Annotated in this window: 19 protein-coding genes; 18 read left to right on the top strand and 1 reads right to left on the bottom strand. The window is 34.5% G+C overall.

Annotated features, from left to right (window positions below; all coding sequences use genetic code 11):
* Nucleotides 1–67 precede the first annotated feature (67 nt).
* The 17 genes from Q3V94_RS13075 (at nt 68) to Q3V94_RS12995 (ending at nt 17,700) form a co-directional block, all read left to right on the top strand.
* On the top strand, nt 68–724 hold the full coding sequence (locus Q3V94_RS13075; protein WP_303528383.1) for a response regulator transcription factor: 657 nt from the start codon (nt 68–70) through the stop codon (nt 722–724).
* 111 nt (nt 725–835) lie between these two features.
* Entirely contained in the window at nt 836–1,024 is a 189-nt protein-coding gene (locus Q3V94_RS13070; protein WP_274766543.1) for a Flp family type IVb pilin, read from the top strand.
* Nucleotides 1,025–1,096: 72 nt separating this feature from the next.
* Nucleotides 1,097–1,474, top strand: coding sequence for a TadE/TadG family type IV pilus assembly protein (locus tag Q3V94_RS13065; protein ID WP_303528381.1), 378 nt, complete (start codon nt 1,097–1,099; stop codon nt 1,472–1,474).
* Between the two features lie 9 nt (nt 1,475–1,483).
* Nucleotides 1,484–2,368, top strand: coding sequence for a Tad domain-containing protein (locus Q3V94_RS13060; RefSeq protein WP_303528379.1), 885 nt, complete (start codon nt 1,484–1,486; stop codon nt 2,366–2,368).
* A gap of 10 nt (nt 2,369–2,378) precedes the next feature.
* Entirely contained in the window at nt 2,379–3,287 is a 909-nt protein-coding gene (gene cpaB / locus Q3V94_RS13055) for a Flp pilus assembly protein CpaB (RefSeq protein WP_303528376.1), read from the top strand.
* 4 nt (nt 3,288–3,291) lie between these two features.
* Nucleotides 3,292–4,413 (top strand): response regulator, encoded by a 1,122-nt coding sequence (locus tag Q3V94_RS13050; RefSeq protein WP_303528374.1) that lies wholly within the window; start codon nt 3,292–3,294, stop codon nt 4,411–4,413.
* A gap of 18 nt (nt 4,414–4,431) precedes the next feature.
* Nucleotides 4,432–5,754 (top strand): CpaF family protein, encoded by a 1,323-nt coding sequence (locus Q3V94_RS13045; RefSeq protein WP_303528372.1) that lies wholly within the window; start codon nt 4,432–4,434, stop codon nt 5,752–5,754.
* A 12-nt stretch (nt 5,755–5,766) separates the two neighbouring features.
* Nucleotides 5,767–6,699, top strand: coding sequence for a type II secretion system F family protein (locus Q3V94_RS13040; RefSeq protein ID WP_303528370.1), 933 nt, complete (start codon nt 5,767–5,769; stop codon nt 6,697–6,699).
* A gap of 12 nt (nt 6,700–6,711) precedes the next feature.
* Nucleotides 6,712–7,617: a type II secretion system F family protein gene (locus Q3V94_RS13035; RefSeq protein WP_303528367.1), complete on the top strand. Its 906-nt coding sequence runs from the start codon at nt 6,712–6,714 to the stop codon at nt 7,615–7,617.
* A gap of 4 nt (nt 7,618–7,621) precedes the next feature.
* Nucleotides 7,622–7,906, top strand: coding sequence for a DUF192 domain-containing protein (locus tag Q3V94_RS13030; protein WP_303528364.1), 285 nt, complete (start codon nt 7,622–7,624; stop codon nt 7,904–7,906).
* Between the two features lie 146 nt (nt 7,907–8,052).
* Nucleotides 8,053–8,697 carry an SDR family oxidoreductase gene (locus Q3V94_RS13025; protein ID WP_008908685.1) on the top strand — a complete coding sequence of 215 codons (645 nt, stop codon included), beginning with the start codon at nt 8,053–8,055 and terminating at the stop codon, nt 8,695–8,697.
* A 112-nt stretch (nt 8,698–8,809) separates the two neighbouring features.
* Entirely contained in the window at nt 8,810–9,802 is a 993-nt protein-coding gene (locus Q3V94_RS13020; RefSeq protein WP_008908684.1) for a LacI family DNA-binding transcriptional regulator, read from the top strand.
* Between the two features lie 56 nt (nt 9,803–9,858).
* Nucleotides 9,859–10,806, top strand: a complete 948-nt coding sequence (locus Q3V94_RS13015; RefSeq protein WP_008908683.1) for a carbohydrate kinase family protein — start codon at nt 9,859–9,861, stop codon at nt 10,804–10,806.
* Between the two features lie 32 nt (nt 10,807–10,838).
* Complete coding sequence (locus tag Q3V94_RS13010) at nt 10,839–12,284, top strand: glycosyltransferase (protein ID WP_008908682.1); 1,446 nt, start codon at nt 10,839–10,841, stop codon at nt 12,282–12,284.
* Nucleotides 12,285–12,294: 10 nt separating this feature from the next.
* The gene (locus Q3V94_RS13005; RefSeq protein ID WP_008908681.1) at nt 12,295–13,227 is read left to right on the top strand and encodes a DUF4931 domain-containing protein; all 933 of its coding nucleotides are present in this window, start codon (nt 12,295–12,297) and stop codon (nt 13,225–13,227) included.
* Between the two features lie 261 nt (nt 13,228–13,488).
* Entirely contained in the window at nt 13,489–15,228 is a 1,740-nt protein-coding gene (locus Q3V94_RS13000) for a DUF4153 domain-containing protein (RefSeq protein WP_008908680.1), read from the top strand.
* 261 nt (nt 15,229–15,489) lie between these two features.
* Nucleotides 15,490–17,700: an immune inhibitor A domain-containing protein gene (locus tag Q3V94_RS12995; protein ID WP_303528359.1), complete on the top strand. Its 2,211-nt coding sequence runs from the start codon at nt 15,490–15,492 to the stop codon at nt 17,698–17,700.
* Nucleotides 17,701–17,762: 62 nt separating this feature from the next.
* Here the strand turns inward: Q3V94_RS12995 and Q3V94_RS12990 are convergent, their stop codons facing one another.
* Complete coding sequence (locus tag Q3V94_RS12990) at nt 17,763–18,785, bottom strand: branched-chain amino acid aminotransferase (protein WP_008908678.1); 1,023 nt, start codon at nt 18,783–18,785, stop codon at nt 17,763–17,765.
* 220 nt (nt 18,786–19,005) lie between these two features.
* Here Q3V94_RS12990 and Q3V94_RS12985 point away from each other — a divergent pair.
* The coding region (locus Q3V94_RS12985; protein ID WP_303528356.1) for a UPF0236 family transposase-like protein at nt 19,006–19,274 on the top strand (269 nt) is incomplete at its 3' end.

Here is a 19,274-nt window from a genome sequence, read left to right as displayed (position 1 = left end):
GAGTCCAAAAGGGGAATAGGGACAACGTTTAAAATAAAGCTCCCTGTAAACAGGAAGGTGTTGAAGGATGAGGGAGAAAATTAAGGTATTAATTGCCGATGATCATGAACTTATAAGAAGGGGACTTGAAAGGATTATAAGCTTTGAAGAGGACCTAGAGGTTGTTGGAGAAGCAAGGGATGGCAGGGAGGTTTTGGATATTTTAAAATCAAAGGCTGTGGATGTTTTACTTTTAGACATTAATATGCCCATAATAAATGGAATTGATGTTTTAAAGGTTGTAAAGAGGGATTTTAACGCTTTAAAGGTTATACTTCTTACCGTCGAAAATCAAAATACCATAATAAAAAAGGCAATAGAAATAGGTGCTGATGGGTATATTTTAAAGGATTCTGCCGGATGCGAAATAGTAGAAGCCATAAGAAGGGTTTATTTCGGAGAAAACTTTATAGACAAATCCTTAATGTCAATTCTTTTTGAGGACATCAAATCAAAAGGGAAGAGAACTAATATTTTAGATTCCCTTACCAAAAGGGAAAGTGAGATACTTTATCTTATATCCCAAGGTTTATCTAATAAGGAGATAGGTGAAAGGCTTTTTCTTTCTGAAAAGACAGTTAAAAACTATACCACAAATATATTTTCAAAGCTTGACGTTAGGGACAGGGTTCAGGCTGCTATAATTGCTATAGAAAATCATATAGAGGAATATTTTAGGGACTAAAGTCCCTATTTTTTTGTGCCTTTTGTTTCTATTTCATTTTTTTTTGACAGAATACAATAATATTAAGAAAAGGGGAAGGACAGCAGAAAAAATTAAAAGGGGGTTATATATATGCTAAGAAACCTTTTAGGTTTTATGATGAGTTTAAATTTTAAGAAGCAAAAAGGACAAGGCATGGTAGAATACGGGCTCATAATCGCATTGGTTGCTGTGGTTGTTATAGTTGCACTAACGCTACTTGGCGGAAATATAAGAAATATATTCAACCAAATTGCAGGAGAGCTTGGAGGCGGCCAATAACTCTAAAGAAAGTAGATATGCAAAGGCATATCTACTTTCTTTGTCCATAGGCTTTTAAAAGTGGTGATGGGGATGAAAAAAAAGGGACAGTCCCTTGTGGAATTTGCAATTATACTTCCTATTTTGGTTTTAATAATTTTTGGAATCATAGAATTTGGAATTTTGATGAATTCATATATAGTTATTCAAGCTGCTTCAAGGGAAGGGGCAAGGATAGGGATAGTTGGCGGGACGGATGAGGATATCTTAGATTCCGTTTATACTGCTGCTTCTAACCTTGATATCAATAGGATCAATGTAAGTATACATCCTAATGAAGGATCAAGAAAGTCAGGAGATACTTTAACTGTTCAGGTTGAGTATGATTATGATATTTTAATGCCTGTAATAAGCAATCTTTTAGGGGACAGCATAAGACTCAGGGCTAAAACATCTATGAGGGTAGAGTAGGTGATGGGAATGAAAAGAAAGGGAAATGCAGCGATTATCTTGGTAGTTGCCTTTACTGCTTTATTAGGCTTTACCGCCCTTGCTCTGGATATAGGAAATGTTTATATAAATAAGGTTAAGCTTTCAAATGCCCTTGATGCTGCTGCCCTCTCGGCCTGCCTTGAACTTCCGGAAAATCCTTCAAAGGCAAGTATAATTGCCTATGAATACTTAGAGAAAAACGGAATTGATCCAAGTAGAACTACTATAAGTATAAGCGATAATAACAAACAAGTAGAGATAGAAGGCGATTTAGATGTTGAATACTTTTTTGCAAAGGCAATCGGACTTAAAGGGACAAAGGTTTATGCAAAAACAAGGGCTGCCATAGGACCTGTAAAGAGCGTAAAGGGGGGCTTAAGGCCCTTTGCGGTTGTAGCCTATGATTTTTCCTATGGGGATAGGGTGACATTAAAGGAGGATGCAGGAGACGGATACCATGGAAACTATGGCGTTGTTGCCCTCGGCGGATTTGGGGCCAACGTCTTTAGAATAAATGCACTATATGGATATAACGGGAAAATTAGCGTAGGGGACCTTATAGATACAGAACCCGGTAATATGGCTGGGGTTGTTGATGATATAAGAAATTATATCAATGCGGACCCCTATACCTTTCAAAATTTCAAAAGGGATTCAAGAAGGCTATGGACACTACCTTTAGTTAACACTTTAGAGGTAGACGGAAGAAAAAAGGTTTTAGTTGTTGGATTTGCTGAGTTTTTTGTTGAGGATGTTGAAAAAAGAAGTGGAAAGGCTGAAGTTACTGGAAGGTTTATAAGATACGTAAGAAGTGGGGAGATAGATTTTACTTTAGAAGATACAGGCCTTTATGCTGCAAAACTTATAAGATAGAGGTGTTGTTATGAAAGGATCCATTAAAAGGCTTATTTTAATCTCCTTTATCATATCCTTAATGTCCACAATAGGAATTTATTACTACATGAACTTTCCAAAGGATAAGGAAAAGGTTAAAAAGATAAAAATTTTAGTTGCAGCCGAAAACATTTCAAGGGGAAATCCAATAGAAGATAAGATGATAAAGGAAGTAGAAGTGGAATATTCTGATGCCTTTTCAAATTATGTAAGGGATAAGAAAGGCTTAATAGGCCGCTTTGCAAAGGTCACTATTTATAAAAATGAACCCTTTATATGGGATAAGCTTATAGACAAAGAGAGTTCAAGCCTAAGTTTTAAGCTTCCTAAAAACCATAGGGCAGTTTCTGTAAGCGTTACAGGGGATACCGGTGTTAGTTACCTTTTAAAGCCTGGGGATAGGGTGGATGTTTTAGTATTTTTAAAGGAAAAGATGGATAACGATAAAACAAGGCCCAGCATTGCAAAAACTATAATTCAGGATGTTGAGGTTTTGGCAATTGACAGAAACACCCAAGATGAAACTAAGACAAAGGACGATGGAAAGGTTCCCCAGAGCTTTTTTGTTACATTATCTATTCCAAATGATGATGTAGAAAAATTGGTCCTTGCAGAAGGCGTTGGAATTATAGAGCTTGCCCTAAGACCTATTAATAGTGAGGATAGGATAAATTCAAAGGGAGCCGTTGAGGATAATCTTTTAAACAGCACAAGCAGCATAATCTATAAGACGATTATTTATACCGTTAAAAAGGGAGATACATTAAGGAATATCAGCAGAAAATTCTATGGAACTCCGGATAATTATATCCTTTTAAAGCAGGTCAATGGAATAAAAAACGAAAATTTAATTGAACCTGGAATGAAGATAAAGGTTTTGCTTCCTGTAAAGGAGTGATAGGATGATTAGGATTTTAATTGCCGATGACATAAAGGAGACAAGGGAAGTTATAAAAAAGATATTAGATATGGAGGATGGATTTTTAGTTGTTGGGGAGGCACAGAATGGAGAGGAAGTTTTAAAACTTATTCCAAAGGTAAAACCTGATGTCATCCTAATGGATATCAATATGCCTATAATTAATGGGCTTGAGGCTACCGAAAGGATCACAAGGGAATATCCCAATATAATAGTTATAATAATGTCGGTTCAGGGAGAGAGTGAATATCTAAGAAAGGCTATGTTCTATGGTGCAAAGGAATATATTATAAAGCCCTTTAACTACGAGCAGTTAATAGAAACCATAAAGGCGACCTATGAAAGATACAAAGACTTAAATAAGATGATAGAAAAAGAAAAAAACGCAAAGATAATTACCCTCTTCAGCACCAAGGGGGGAGTTGGGAAAACCACGTTGGCAACCAACCTTGCAGTCCTTTTTAGTCAAGGGAAAAAAGTCCTTCTTTCGGATTTAGATCTTCAATTTGGGGATATTGCTGTTTTAATTAATGGATTAAATTATAAGACGATAATGGATGCTATAAACGATGATTTAGAATCCTTTAGCAGCATAAAACAATATTTATATTCCTTTAATGAAAACTTGGATGTTTTGTTTGCACCAAAAAGCCCGGAGGAGGCAGAATTTATAGGCAAAGAAAGCATAGAAAGGATTTTAGATGTTTTAAAGAAACACTATGACCTTTTAATTATAGACACAGGAGTTAATTTTTCAGATAATACATTGTTTGTATTAGATAGCGCAGATTATATATTCTTTATATCAAACATGGATATTGCTTCATTAAAAAACGCAAAGATAGGGCTTAATGTTATGAAATCCTTAGGATACGATAGCAAAAAAGTAAAGCTTATAATAAACAGATTTAACACTAAATATGGTGTAAGCTTAAGGGATATTGAAGAGACCTTTAAGGAAAACTTTTTTAAAGTTGTAGAAGACGATGAGGAGGCGGTTATTATCTCTATAAATAAAGGACAACCCATAGCAGCAAATCCAAAATATAAAAAATCCAAAATATTAAAATCCCTTGAGGATATAACAAAGTCCATTGAGATTTAGTGGACTGGGGGTGTGACTATGAGCCTTGTAAAAAGACTTGAGGGAATTAGCGATAAAAAGCAGACAAAAAAAGAAAGGGAGATGGACCCCTATATAGAGCTAAAAACAAAGATTCAAAATAAAGTGATTGAGGAGCTGGATATAGATTTTAATGAGATTTCTGATGAAAACGAAAAACTAAAAGAAAAGATAATCTCTATAATCGATAAAAATATTGAAGAGGAATCATTAAATTTAACGAATGCCCAAAGGAAAAAGATAAAGGAGGAGCTTTTAGATGAGATAATAGGATTTGGACCAATAACATCCTTTTTAAAGGATCCAAATATTAGCGAGATAATGGTTAACGGTCCTAATAAAATTTATGTTGAAAGGAATGGTAAGCTCCTTCTTACCGATGCGAAGTTTAAAAACGATGATCATGTTATGCATGTTATAAAAAAGATAGTATCCCCCTTAGGAAGAAGGATAGATGAATCATCGCCAATGGTGGATGCAAGACTTCCTAATGGTTCAAGAGTTAATGCGATAATTCCTCCCCTTGCGATAGATGGCCCTGCAATTACCATAAGAAAATTTTCCGAGGATCCCTTTACAATAGAAGACCTAATTAGTTTTGGAACGCTAAATGCCAAGATGGCGGAGTTTTTAAAGTGCTGCGTTCAGGGAAGGCTTAATATAATAGTTTCCGGTGGAACGGGAAGTGGAAAAACTACAACTCTGAATGTTTTATCCTCCTTCATTCCAAACGATGAAAGAATAATAACCATAGAGGATGCAGCAGAACTTCAACTTTCACAGGATCATGTTGTAAGGCTTGAAACAAGGCCGGCAAACCTTGAGGGGAAAGGGGAGGTTACAATAAGGGATCTTGTCAAGAACAGCCTTAGAATGAGGCCGGATAGAATTGTTGTCGGTGAGGTTCGCTCCGGTGAGGCCCTTGATATGCTTCAGGCCATGAACACAGGGCATGATGGTTCATTGACAACAGGTCATGCCAATTCCCCAAGGGATATGCTCTCAAGGCTTGAGACGATGGTTTTGATGTCAGGGATGAACCTTCCTGTTAAGGCTATAAGGGATCAGATAGCTTCAGCAATAGACCTTATAATTCAGCAGGCAAGACTATTAGATGGAAGTAGAAAGATAACCCACATTACAGAGGTGCAGGGTATGGAGGGCGATGTAATAGTCCTTCAGGATATATTCAGGTTTGAACAAAGGGGTGTTGACAGCAAAGGAAAGGTAAAGGGAGATTTTGTATTTACAGGAGTTATTCCAAAGTTTATGCAGAAATTAAAGGAAAAGGGTATAGCTGTTCCGCCGGATATATTTTCATGATGGGGTGGGAGTATGATAATTTTTATATTTTTTTCAGTATTCTTTTTAATATTGGCTATATTTTTAGTTTTCCAAGGCAAGGAAAAACCCATTGAAAGGTTAAAGGAAATGGAGGATAATCAAAAACAAATAAAGGATGAGGAAATAAAAAAAGAGAGCCTTATCAAATTTCTTGCAAGATTTATTCCAAAGAAAAAGGGAAAAAGGACTCAACTTGAAGAAAATATTATAAAATCCGATATTCCTTTAACCTTGGAGGAGGTTTATGTAATAAAAATATTAATAACAGCCCTTGTTACTTTATTTATATATGCAGTTTCAAGGGATCTTTTAATTTCCTCCTTTTTAATGGTTATTGCATTTTATATTCCAGATATCATAATACTTAAAAAGAAAAAGGACAGGATAAAGGAGTTTGACCTTCAGCTTGTAGAGGCGATAACTTTGATTTCAAACTCCCTAAAGGCAGGGTATTCCCTCATGCAGTCCATTGCAGTTGTAAAGGACGAGATGATGGAGCCTATTTCAAAGGAATTTAATAGGCTTTTAAAGGAGATAAGCCTTGGGAAAACCGAAGAAGAAGCCTTTTTGGATCTTCAAAACAGGGTTGATTCGGAGGATTTAAAACTATTCATCAATGCCCTTTTAATACAAAAGGATGTTGGAGGGAATTTATCTGAGATATTTGATAATATAGCAGAAACCATAAGGGAAAGGCAAAAATTAAAAAGCGAACTAAATGCCTTAACTGCCCAGGGCAAACTTACAGGGCTTATAATATCCCTCATGCCTATATTTCTTGCAATGATAATTTATTCCTTTAACAGGGAATATATAATGCTCCTTTTTACTACAAAGATAGGAATAGCTATGGTTATGTTTGGGGTAATAAGCCAGATTATTGGACTTTTTATAATACGAAAAATAATAAACATAGACCTTTAGGGGGATGGTGATATGTTTTTTTTAATTTTATTGTTTTTCATATCCTGCTTTACACTTATATATTCGGTTTTGTATTACTCATATCAGGATAAAATAATTATTCAAAAAAGGCTACAGGATTTAGAGGGTAAAATTGTAGAAGATAAAGAGCTTTTAACTTTTAGCCAAAGGGTTATAAAGCCTATATATGACATGATAAATAGGCTCCTAAGTAAATTAACTCCATCCTATAAGCTTGTTACAATAGCCAAAAAGCTTGAAAGGGCAGGATATCCTAAGGATTTTACCCCCGAAAGGTGGATGTTTGTAAAATATACATCGGTTTTGATCATATTTTTGCTTTCATATATGTTATTTTCATCTATTCAAGATAGCAGGATTAAATCAATCTTTATTTCCCTTTTGACAGCAATTTTAACTAATGTAATCTTTAATGTTAATTTATCCTCAAAAATTCAAGGGAGGAGAAAAAGGATATTAAAGGATCTTCCTTATATTTTAGACCTAATTACCGTAAGCGTTGAGGCGGGATTATCCTTCGATGGTGCCATCGCAAGGGTTATAACCATCATAAAGGGGGATCTTAGCGATGAGTTTGCAAAGACGTTAAAGGAGATTAGGATGGGAATTCCAAGGAAAATTGCCCTTAAAAATATGAGCGACAGAAATGAAGTAAGGGAGCTTTCTATGTTTGTAACATCTCTAATTCAGGCGGATGAACTTGGAGTTAGCCTTGGAAAGGTTTTAAGGATAGAGAGCCAAAATTTAAGGGAGAGAAGAAAACAAGTGGCAAAGGAAAAGGCCATGAAGGTTCCGATAAAGATGCTTTTCCCCTTAGTTTTTTTTATCTTCCCAACGATATTTATCATACTTTTAGGCCCTGCAATAATAAAGGCGATAGAAATGTTTACAAGGTGATGTTATGAAGGAAAAGGTTTATATAGAAGGTAAAGTTATTGAGGCTTATATTGCCGATACATTCTTTAAAAGATTAACAGGTTATATGTTTAGAAAAAGGCCCCATCATGAGGCGATACTTTTTAAACCCTGTAACAGCATCCATACCTTTTTTATGTTTTTTAACATTGACGTATACCTTTTAGATGAAAATATGAATGTCATTAAAAAGATAAAAAACCTAACTCCATGGAAGATACTCCCCCCAATGAAGGGTGTAAAATATGTATTAGAAGTGCCTGCCACTTGACATTTTGACTTTTTGACATTTCTACATTTTACCAATAAAAATGATGCTTGTTTTAACTATGAAAGTTACCTTGACAGGCCTTATAATTTAGAAATAAACTATTAATAATAACGTTAAGCTAAAATTAATTTCAAGGGGGGATCTTTATGATAATTGTAATAACAGGTGCAGGTTCAGGATTGGGAAGGGAGCTTGCAAAGGTATATGCCGAAGGAAACGATTTGATTCTTATAGGAAGAAGTTTAGAAAAGCTTGAAGAAACAAAAAGGGAGATAGAAGGTGCTAAAAGCATTAATTGCATTTCCTGCGATATCACCAATCCACAGTCGGTGGAAAACTTAAAAGAAAAAATAAAACATATCCACAACTTTGTGGATATCCTTATAAACAATGCTGGTGTTGGTATATTTGGCCCAATTGAAGATATGGAATATAAAGATATAGATACTGTTATTGACACAAATGTAAAGGGAACAATTTATGTAACAAAGGTCCTTATGCCCATGATAAAGGAAAAAATAATGAACATTATTTCAACAGCAGGATTAAGGGGCAAGGTTAATGAATCAGTTTATTGTGCCAGCAAGTTTGCAATAAGAGGCTTTTCCGAGAGCCTATTAAAGGAATTAGAAGGTAGGATAAAGGTTGTAGCTGTATATATGGGAGGTATGGATACGCCATTTTGGAATAATACAGACCATGTAAAGGATAAGTCAAGGTTTAAATCCCCAAGGGAAGTTGCCCTTAAAATTAAAGAACTAGACGATGGAAGATGTGAAATAGTAATATAAAATATTTTTTGAAAATTTTAAAAATATATTGACAAGATATAAAAACTTATGATAATTTTAAATTGAGAAAAGCTTTTCACGAGGACACATAGACGCCTATGGGGAGGTAAAAATGGGATTGAACATAAAGGACATAGCAAAATTGGCTGGAGTTTCTCCGGCAACAGTATCAAGGGTTATAAACGGAACAGGAAATGTTGCAGAGGAAAACAAACAAAGGGTTTTAAAGGTTTTAGAGGAGACGGGATATAAGCCCAATGCCTTAGCAAGAGGGCTTTTGATGAATAAAACAAATGTAATAGGCGTTATAGTTCCAGACCTTTCAAATATAAACTTTGCTGAGTTTGTAAAAGGGATTGAAAATGAAGCAAAGTCAAATGGCCTTAGCGTTTTGCTGACAACTTCTGAAAATGATACTGATAGTGAGATATCCTATTTTCAACTTTTTAAAGAAAAAAGGGTGGATGGAATAATCTTTTCAGGAACTATCTTTACTGAAAGGCATAGGGAGGAACTTGAAAAGGCTGACATTCCCTTTATAGTATTTGGTCAGTGGTTTGAACATCCTAAATTAACTTGTGTTAACGTAGATAACGAGAGGGCAGCCTATGAAGCTACAAAATATCTGATATCAAAGGGTGCCAAGAACCTTTCCATGATAATGGGCCCCTTGTGGGATAGGTCTGCAGGATATGATAGATATAGCGGTTTTTTAAAGGCAATTGTTGAAGAGGGAATAAACCCTAAGGATATAGTTTTAGAAGAGGGCGATTTTTCAATAAAAAGCGGATATAAGGCTATGAAAAGCATTTTAGAAAGAAAAAAAATCGATGGAGTATTGGCAGCCAATGACTTTATGGCCCTTGGTGCAATTAAGTATCTTGTGGATAAAGGGATAAATATTCCAGACGAAGTTCAGGTTATGGGATTTGATGATAATATAATTTCTGAGATTTATAACCCCTCTTTAAGCACTATAAAAATAGACTTTTACGAGGCAGGGAAGATGTGCGTAAAGGCATTTATTGATACAACGGATAATAAACCCATTGATAAAAACATACTTTTGCCATATCAATTGATTATAAGAAGGAGCACAAAATAGGTTTTATACCTATTTTATTTTTTGAACTTGAGAAAAGCTTTTCACGGAGGTGTAATATGGCTACAATAAATCAAAAAATCCAACTAAAACAAGATAGGCACTATGATTTAATCGCAGTAGGGGAACTTCTTGTCGATATGATATCAAAGGATTATAGCGATAATTTTGAGTGCAATACGTATACAAGACATTTTGGGGGTTCACCTTCAAATATAGCAATAAACACCAAAAAACTTGGATTAAATTCAATAGTTGCATCATCAGTTGGAGAGGATGGTTTTGGGGATTTTTTGATATCGAAGCTTAATCAACATGGAATCGATACTAGATTTATAAATAAAGCTTCCTATCCTACGAGCATGGTTATAGTAACCAAAAGCAAAGGAACGCCAAGGCCTATATTTTATAGAGGGGCGGATTATCATATTGAATTAACAAAAGAGCTGGAGGATGCAGTTAAAAAAAGTAAAATACTTCATTTTTCCTGTTGGCCCATATCTAAAAGGCCGTCAAGGGATGTTGTAGAGAGCCTTATTAAAACAGCAAAGGAAAATGAAGTCTTAATATCCTTTGACCCCAACTATCATCCAAATCTTTTTGATGATGAAGTGGAAGGCAGGAAATATGTAAAGGAAATATTAAAGCATGTTGACATTGTTAAGCCATCTTTAGATGATGCTGAGAGGATATTTGGAGTTGACACAGAAGAAAATCATATAAAAAATTTCCTAAACTTTGGTGTGAAGCTTGTTATGCTAACCCTAGGAAGGGATGGCGTTTTAGTATCAAATGGAAAAGAATATATAAAACTTCCTTCCCTTGCAACAGAAGTTGTAGATACTACAGGGGCAGGAGATGCCTTCTGGTCGGGATTTTTTGTAGGAATTATAAAGGGATTTACTATTTTAGATGCAGTAAAATCAGGCCTTAAACTTAGTGCCATAAAATTAAAAAATGTAGGTGCAATATTAGAGTGCCTGCCACTTGACATTTTGACTTTTTGACATTTCTATATTTTACCATAAGGAGGTTTGCCATGAGAGTTGCCTTTATAAACCCACAAGGTAATTTTGATAATAACGACAGCCATTTAACGGAACATCCAGACTTTGGAGGACAGCTTGTTTATGTTAAGGAGGTTGCCCTTGCCCTTGGAGAGATGGGAATCGATGTTGATATAATTACAAGAAGAATAATAGATGAAAACTGGCCTGAGTTTTCAGAGGACGTAGAGTCCTATCATGGAAGCCAAAATGTAAGGATAATAAGAATCCCCTTTGGAGGAGATAAGTTTTTACCTAAGGAAAGGCTTTGGCCATATCTTGGAAAGGAATTTGTAAAGGGGACAGTGGATTTTTATAAAAAAGAAGGGACAAAGCCTGATGCACTTACAGCTCATTATGGGGATGGAGGTTTAGCATCGGCAATACTTTCAAATATATTAGATGTTCCCTTTACCTTTACAGCCCATTCCTTGGGGGCCCAAAAAATGGACAAGCTTGGTGTTAATAAAGAAAACTTCGATGAATTTGACAAAAAATATAATTTTTCAAAGAGGATTTTTGCAGAAAGAATCGCAATGAATAGGTCCTTTGTAAACATAGTATCAACGACCCAGGAAAGATTTGACCAATATAGCCATAGGCTATATGAGGGTGCAGTTGATGTTAAGGATGATAGTAAATTTAAGGTTATTCCACCGGGGGTAAATACGAAAACTTTTACACATATTCCACAAATTTTTGATGAGGATACGGAAAATTGTATTTTAAAATATTTAAATAGGGACTTAAATGATGATAGACTAAACCTGCCATGCATAGTATTGTCCTCGCGATTTGATAAAAAGAAAAATCATAAAGGCGCAGTTTTAGCCTTTGCAAAGGATAAAAAACTACAGGAAAAGGCAAACTTAGTTATAATCTTAAGGGGAGTTGAGAATCCCTTTAAGGATTATTCAAGCTTGAATTATGAAGAAAGAGAAATAATGGATGAGATTATGACAATAATTAAAGAACATAATCTTTACGGAAAGGTCAGTATGTTTCCAATAAATGGCCAGAGGCAGCTGGCATCAGCCTATAGGGTGTTTAGCAAAAGAAAATCAATATTTTGTTTAACTGCCCTTTATGAACCCTTTGGACTTGCTCCCATTGAGGCTATGTATGCAGGACTTCCTGTTGTTGTGACTAAAAACGGAGGAACCTTTGAAACTGTAGAGGGAGGAAAATATGGGGTTTTGGTTGATCCTGAGGATGCTGAGGATATAGCAAGAGGACTTAATTTAGCCCTTGATAATTTTGAATTGTATAGAGAGCTTGGAATAAAGCGGGTTGAGGAAAAATATACCTGGGAGGCAACGGCAAAGGGGTATTTAGAGGTTTTAGAGTTGGCATTAATTAAAAGGGAAAAAATCTATGAAGCCTTTTTAACTGGCTCAGAGGATCATACATTAAAAGAGAAAATAAAAAATATGTTATAGGGAGGTTAAAATGGCACAGCTAAGGCTTAATGATGTAACACGGGAACAGATTATAGTCGTAGAAAACAGGTCAAAAAGGCCAAAGGACTATAAATCTTATGAGGTGGTTGAAAGGGTATCCTACAAGGAAAGTTGCCCTTTCTGTGTAGGCAATGAAGAAATGACGCCTCCTGAAGTTTTAAGAATTGATGACCCATGGAATGTAAGAGTAGTTGAAAATAAATTTCCTATATTAAATAATGAAGGGGAAGTTACGGGATATCATTATGTTGTGATAGAAGGAAGGGATCACAGCAAAAATATTCATGAAATGGAAGTTGATGATTTTGAAAAGGTAGTTAAAGCTTTTATTGAGGTTAGTAGGATATTGTATCAAAAGGAAGGAGTTAAGTATGTTCAAGTTTTTAAAAACTATAAAAAAGAAGCGGGGGCGTCTTTGGAGCATCCCCATTCCCAAATAATTGCTATAAACAGGATGCCCGACAGAATTAAAGGATTAATTGAAATGGAAAAGCAGTTTTATGAGAAACATGGAGAGTGTTTAACTTGTTCTAAGATAAAGGATGAGATTATAAACAAAGAAAGAATAGTTTATTTGGATGAATGTTTTTTGATTTTCTGCCCCTATGCTTCTATTTTTCCGTATGAAATGGCGGTAGTGCCTATAAGACATAGAAGCAGCTTATTAAGTTTAAATGAATCGGATATTAAAGCCTTAAGTAGGGTATTACACTTTGCTATAAAAAGCTTAATAGAAAACGTTGGGGACGTTGCATATAACATGTTCTTTGAATTTATAAAGGATGAAGTTGAATATCACCACTATCAAATAAGGATATGCCCAAGGATTTCCATTCACGCAGGATTTGAACTTGCAACAGGCTTTTACACAAATGTTGTTTCCCCAGAAACAGCTGCACGTGTTTTAAGAGGACAAGACTAACCCCTTGGAAAACCAAGGGGTTATATAAATAAATCCTCTAAACTTATAAGCTTAATTTTTTCATCTAATGAAGCTAAATTTATTAATTCATCGTCAAAACCTGATTTGGAAAAAGGGAAGATTATTTTTTTTATTTTGCCTTTTTAAATAGCTAATACACACATTTTAATGTTTCATCCCAAACTTACAATATACTATTTAGCTTATTAAATATTAGTTTAAATTATGGTATAATAAAATAAAAAGTAAAGGAGAATTTTTATGGGCATATCTAAAGTTTTTAAAGGAATCATCAATTCAATTTACAGAGCCATCAACAGATTCCCAATTACAATAGCCCTATCTACAATGATTGCAGCCCTTTTAATTGCAATGATTGAGATCGAATCTAGAAATTTAGGCGTAAATACCAACAATTTAAAAAAGCTTGCTATGACTTTAGCACTAGGAATGGCAATATCCCTATTCATTAAATTGTGGACGGAAAGGGAACAAAATAAATCAAGGGAAATATTTTACTACGCATTAGATTTAATATTCATGGTAGCATACTATTTTACTATCAAAGATTTTAAAATGGTTACAATGTCAAGATTTTTTGCCCTAAATCTTATATTTTATCTAATATTCTTATTCATCCCATATTTCCCAAAGAGAAAAAATTTCGAGATGTATGTTATAAAGGTTTTATCATCCTTTTTTACAACGGTTTTATATTCTTTAGTTTTATTCTTTGGAATTTCTGCAATACTTTTTACAATAGACAGACTCCTTGAAGTCCGAATAAAGGAGCAGATGTATCTTTATTCTTTTATTTTAGTTGTTTTTGTGTTTGCAGTAACCTACTTTCTTGCAAATATTCCTCAGTATTTTGAGGAATTTACCAAGGAGAATTTTACTAAACTTTTGAAGATATTGATACTTTATATAGTAATGCCCCTTTTATCAGTTTATACAGCGATACTTTACATCTATTTTGTAAAAATAATACTAACAAGAACCTTTCCACAGGGGATTGTATCCCACCTTGTTCTTTGGTATTCCCTTATAGTCGCAGCAGTTTTATTTTTTATAACTCCAATTCATGAGGATAATAAGTGGGCTAAGATATTTTTAATGATAACTCCAAAGGCCATCTTGCCTATACTTGTTATGATGTTTATATCAATAGGCATAAGAATTCAGCAATATGGGGTTACTGAAAATAGATACTATGTAGTCATTGCGGGAATTTGGGTATTTTTGATAATGCTCTACTTTGCCTTTACAAAGAGCCTTTTAAATATAATTTTACCTGTATCTCTTTCGATATTCATATTAATTTCAAACTTTGGACCATTGAGTAGCTTTTCAATATCTAAGTTCAGCCAAAACAAAAGGCTTGAAAACATTTTAATAAGAAATGAGCTTTTAAAGGATGGTAAAATAGTTCCCAAATCCTATGTAAATCATAAGGATAAAGAAAATATAAGCAGCATACTAAGTTACTTTGAAAGATACCATAGCCTTGATGATGTAAAATACCTTCCAAAGGGATTCCAAATTTCTGATATGAAAAAGGTTTTTGGTTTTGAGTATACACCTAAAGTATTTCAGCCGGTTATGTATTTTAACTTCCAAAGAAAAGCTGATGAAAGATCTTTAAATATATCTGGATATGATTATTTGTTTGATATGAGATATATGTATGAAAACACTGAAGCAAAGGGAATTTATGCAAAATACGATTATAACAGCTCTGTATTAAAAATATTTAATGGGAATGAAGAAATATATTCAAAGGATTTAGATGAATTTGTAAAGAAGCTTGTTATTAAATATAAAGACAGTGGGCAAGAATTGATAATGTTAGGAACAGAAGACCTTACTTTTACTGATGTAACTCCAAAGGTAAAGGTTAAAATCATTTTTAACAGTATAACTGTCCAAAGGGACTTTATTGAAAAAGAAAACAGTGAAGTAACAGGAAAGGGCTATGAATTCTACGTGTTAATAAAATGAGTGCCTGCCTCTTGACATTTTGACTTTTTGACATTGCATAAAAATGGTAATACCCAAAAGTATTTTTATACTTTTGGGTATTTTTATTAGACGGTTCATTACTTTTATAAATTTTGTGCTAAAAATTCACTCCGTAAAATATATATATTTAGTGAAAATACTAAACAATACCGGAGGTGGGGTATGAAAAAGTTTTTATCCATTTTAATTTCATTTCTCCTTATCTTTTCACTATTTAACCTTTACACGCCCACAAGGGCTATGAAAAACGAAAATGAAGAGAGTTATTTTACTTTAGGAGGACCTGCGGATTTGTCAGTTGCAAATGAAGAAAAGGTAATTGAGATGTTGAAAAAAGAAGGTAAAATTCCAAAGGACGCAAGTTATGAACAGGCCCATAAGATTTATTTAGAATACATGAGGGAAACCGCAAAGGAAAATTTAAAATATAAGCCAAACAAAATGGACAGAAAACTTAAATCCATTCAAAATCAAAAAATTAAAAAATATGTATTTGAAAAAAGTCAGCCGGATAATAATCCTAAAAAGGTAAATATCCTGGTTTTGCTTGTTGAATATCAAGACTACAAACATAACCAGATAAAGCCTGAAGAGACGGATATGTATTATGATGATTATAGTGTAAAGCATTTTGAAGATTTAATATTTGGAGATAATGGTTATATGGGACCAAACGGGGAAAAATTAGTTTCTATGAGGCAATATTATCTGCAGCAATCTGGCGGCAGCCTAATAATTGAAGGAAAGGTAGCTGGTTGGTATACCGTTCCTAGGGAAGCTGCTTATTATGGGGCACCATATGGTTCTTCACATGACATAAGACCAAGGCATTTGGTAGCTCATGCATTACAACTAGCAGCTTTAGATCCAAATATAAATTTTGCTGATTTTGATAAAGAGGATAGATATGACCTTGATGGCGATGGTAACTTTGACGAACCTGATGGAATAATTGACCACCTTATGATTATCCATGCAGGAGTTGGAGAAGAGGCAGGAGGAGGAAGCTTAGGCTCTAATGCTATTTGGTCCCACAGGTGGAATTTAGGTGGTTTTTATAAGATTCCTGGAACAAATTATTATGCATATGATTATACTATGGAACCTGAGGATGGCGCAGCAGGCGTATTTGCCCATGAATTCGGGCATGACCTTGGACTTCCAGATGAATATGATACACAGTATTCATCACCTGTATCAGAGCCAATATCAAGATGGTCATTGATGTCATCGGGAAGCTGGTCAGGGAAAATCCCAGGAACTGAACCTACAGGAATAAGTCCATATGGAAGACAAATTTTACAAGCTCTATACGGAGGCAACTGGCAGAAGGTAGTGGATGTAGATTTAGAAAAACTTCCTCAAGCTGGTGCAGAAGTTACAATAAGACAAGCGAGTGAAACAGGGCAAGTTATAAGAATTAATCTTCCTAAAAAACAACATTCCATAACAACCCCATATAGTGGAAAATTTGCATATTGGGGTGGCAAAGGAAGTGATGGTTCAAATTTAAAGACTTATATGACCGCAAGAGTTGATTTAAGAAATAAAAATAATGCTATTCTAAACTTTAAAACATGGTATGATATTGAGGAGGGCTGGGATTTTGCATCAGTTCAAGCAAGAGAAATAGGAAGCAACGACTTTGAATATATTGAAGGCAATATTACAACAACTGAACATCATCCTCAGGCTGAGGTTGTTGTTCCTTATGGAATAACTGGAACTTCAGATGGATGGGTAGATGCTATATTTGATTTATCAAGATTTGCAGGGAAGGAAATTGAACTAAAATTTGAATATGAAACAGATTACTATGTTTATGGTGCAGGCTTCTACGTAGATGATATTAAAGTTACGGCAGATGGAGAAGTAATTTTCTTTGACGATGTTGAAGGAGAGTTAAAATTCTCATTAAATGGATTTGTTAAGGATACAGGAATAACTTTTGCACCACATTACTATCTTGTAGAATGGAGAAACCATCATGGAGTTGATATGGGGCTTGCCCACAACAGTGCTTTAGGTAGAATATTCTCCTATGATCCAGGGATGGTTGTATGGTATGTAGATGACTTCTATACTGATAATTGGTATGGTTTGCATCCAGGTGATGGATTCCTAGGAATAGTAGATGCAGATCAAAACAATATACTTTGGAAATGGAATGACGGAAGATTAAGCTTTGCAAGCGCAACTTATCAAATGCATGATGCTGCATTTAGTAAGGACAAGGAATCAAAACTTTATGTTGATTTAAGCGATATATATGAAAGAGTTGCAGAGGATGATTATATATTTACTGAACCATCCTTTGATGATACAAAGGATTATACAAATCCTGAACTTCCTTACCTTGGAAGAAACATAATAAGCTATGGACTTACTATTCAAATTACCCATCAAGCAAATGACAATAGCTATGCAAAACTAAGGATAACAATAAAATAATAAATTGGAATATTATAGAAATGTCAAAAAGTCAAAAAGTCAAGTGCCTGGCACTTGACTTTTTATTTTACTTCCACTATCCATCCTTCTGGAGCTTTAATGTCTCCAAATTGGATTCCTACCAATGTATCGTAAAGCTTTCTTGTTATTGGCCCTACTTCTGTTTGGCTGTAGAATACATGAAGTTTTCCTTTATATTCTATTCCACCAATAGGAGTTATTACAGCCGCTGTTCCGCAGGCACCGGCTTCAACAAACTCATCCAAATTATCGATGTAAACATCCCTCTCTTCAACCTGCATACCAAGGTAATGCTCAGCAACATACATTAGAGAATATTTTGTTATACTTGGAAGTATTGAAGGAGATTTTGGAGTTACGAATTTATTGTCCTTTGTTATTCCAAAGAAGTTTGCGGCACCAACTTCTTCTATCTTTGTATGGGTTGCAGGGTCAAGGTATATACAATCTGCAAATCCCCTTTGAAGGGCAATTTCATGTGGAAGAAGGCTTCCAGCATAGTTTCCTCCAACCTTTGCAGCACCAGTTCCATGAGGTGCAGCTCTATCATAATCGGAAACCATAAAATTAACTGGAGAAAGACCGCCCTTAAAATATGGTCCTACTGGGCAACCAAAAACTGAGAAAAGGTATTCCTTTGCAGGTTTTACTCCAAGGTTATCTCCAACTCCAATTAAGTAAGGTCTTAAATAAAAAGTTGCACCTGTTCCATATGGAGGAACGAAGTGTTCGTTTGCCTTTACTACTTGAATACAAGCATCTATGAATTTTTCTTCAGGAATTTCTGGCATTAAAAGCCTTCTTGCACTATTATTCATTCTTTTTGCGTTTTGATCCGGCCTAAAAAGCTGTATTTTGCCATCCTTTGTTCTATAAGCTTTTAGACCTTCAAAGCATTGCTGACCATAGTGGATAGCTGGAGAACCTTCGCTAATTGTTATCATGTTATCTTCTACCAATTTTCCCCCATCCCATTTACCATCCTTCCAATAGGATACGTATCTAAAGTCTGTTTTGATGTAGTTAAAGCCAAGTTTGCCCCAATCAAGATTTACTTGTTTCATAAAATCACCTCGATAAAATAATTTGGGGGAATATGTAAAATAAATGTAACACAATCCTACTATTATTATATCCTAAAAAATTAATCCCTGCCAAGCATTGTGAAGTATATCATAGTGTAAAATTATTGTAGGACGAAAAAGGACAAAAAATTTAAAAGAGACAACCCCTGTGGTAAAATAAAAAGTGGAAAAAACACAAATCAATAAGGGGGTGTCTCTTTTGAATAATATTATACAACATGATATTATACAACAACATTTAATAAATTTCACTACTAAATTAATAAAAAATGTAGAAGAAATGCTGTCAAAAGAATGGGATTTTACAAAACTTGTTGAGGTAGTTAAAGAATCGACTGATGAACTTGGAAGGAATATAATAAAAGACTTTTTAGAAGAATTAGATAAAGCGATTAAAGAAGATGATAAGAGAAAAAAGGAATGGATAGTTGAAAGAAAAGACAAGAAAAGTATTATTACGCTCCTAGG

The organism is Caloramator sp. CAR-1 (assembly GCF_030546345.1).
Classification (GTDB): domain Bacteria; phylum Bacillota; class Clostridia; order Clostridiales; family Caloramatoraceae; genus Caloramator; species Caloramator australicus.
Note: the sequence above shows the minus strand (reverse complement) of the source record. Positions and strands in the feature narration are given on the sequence as shown.

Coding starts and splice junctions, on each gene's coding strand:
- Q3V94_RS13075 (WP_303528383.1), top strand. CDS start 68: ATGAGGGAGAAAATTAAGGTATTAATTGCCGATGATCATGAACTTATA.
- Q3V94_RS13070 (WP_274766543.1), top strand. CDS start 836: ATGCTAAGAAACCTTTTAGGTTTTATGATGAGTTTAAATTTTAAGAAG.
- Q3V94_RS13065 (WP_303528381.1), top strand. CDS start 1,097: ATGAAAAAAAAGGGACAGTCCCTTGTGGAATTTGCAATTATACTTCCT.
- Q3V94_RS13060 (WP_303528379.1), top strand. CDS start 1,484: ATGAAAAGAAAGGGAAATGCAGCGATTATCTTGGTAGTTGCCTTTACT.
- cpaB (WP_303528376.1), top strand. CDS start 2,379: ATGAAAGGATCCATTAAAAGGCTTATTTTAATCTCCTTTATCATATCC.
- Q3V94_RS13050 (WP_303528374.1), top strand. CDS start 3,292: ATGATTAGGATTTTAATTGCCGATGACATAAAGGAGACAAGGGAAGTT.
- Q3V94_RS13045 (WP_303528372.1), top strand. CDS start 4,432: ATGAGCCTTGTAAAAAGACTTGAGGGAATTAGCGATAAAAAGCAGACA.
- Q3V94_RS13040 (WP_303528370.1), top strand. CDS start 5,767: ATGATAATTTTTATATTTTTTTCAGTATTCTTTTTAATATTGGCTATA.
- Q3V94_RS13035 (WP_303528367.1), top strand. CDS start 6,712: ATGTTTTTTTTAATTTTATTGTTTTTCATATCCTGCTTTACACTTATA.
- Q3V94_RS13030 (WP_303528364.1), top strand. CDS start 7,622: ATGAAGGAAAAGGTTTATATAGAAGGTAAAGTTATTGAGGCTTATATT.
- Q3V94_RS13025 (WP_008908685.1), top strand. CDS start 8,053: ATGATAATTGTAATAACAGGTGCAGGTTCAGGATTGGGAAGGGAGCTT.
- Q3V94_RS13020 (WP_008908684.1), top strand. CDS start 8,810: ATGGGATTGAACATAAAGGACATAGCAAAATTGGCTGGAGTTTCTCCG.
- Q3V94_RS13015 (WP_008908683.1), top strand. CDS start 9,859: ATGGCTACAATAAATCAAAAAATCCAACTAAAACAAGATAGGCACTAT.
- Q3V94_RS13010 (WP_008908682.1), top strand. CDS start 10,839: ATGAGAGTTGCCTTTATAAACCCACAAGGTAATTTTGATAATAACGAC.
- Q3V94_RS13005 (WP_008908681.1), top strand. CDS start 12,295: ATGGCACAGCTAAGGCTTAATGATGTAACACGGGAACAGATTATAGTC.
- Q3V94_RS13000 (WP_008908680.1), top strand. CDS start 13,489: ATGGGCATATCTAAAGTTTTTAAAGGAATCATCAATTCAATTTACAGA.
- Q3V94_RS12995 (WP_303528359.1), top strand. CDS start 15,490: ATGAAAAACGAAAATGAAGAGAGTTATTTTACTTTAGGAGGACCTGCG.
- Q3V94_RS12990 (WP_008908678.1), bottom strand. CDS start 18,785: ATGAAACAAGTAAATCTTGATTGGGGCAAACTTGGCTTTAACTACATC.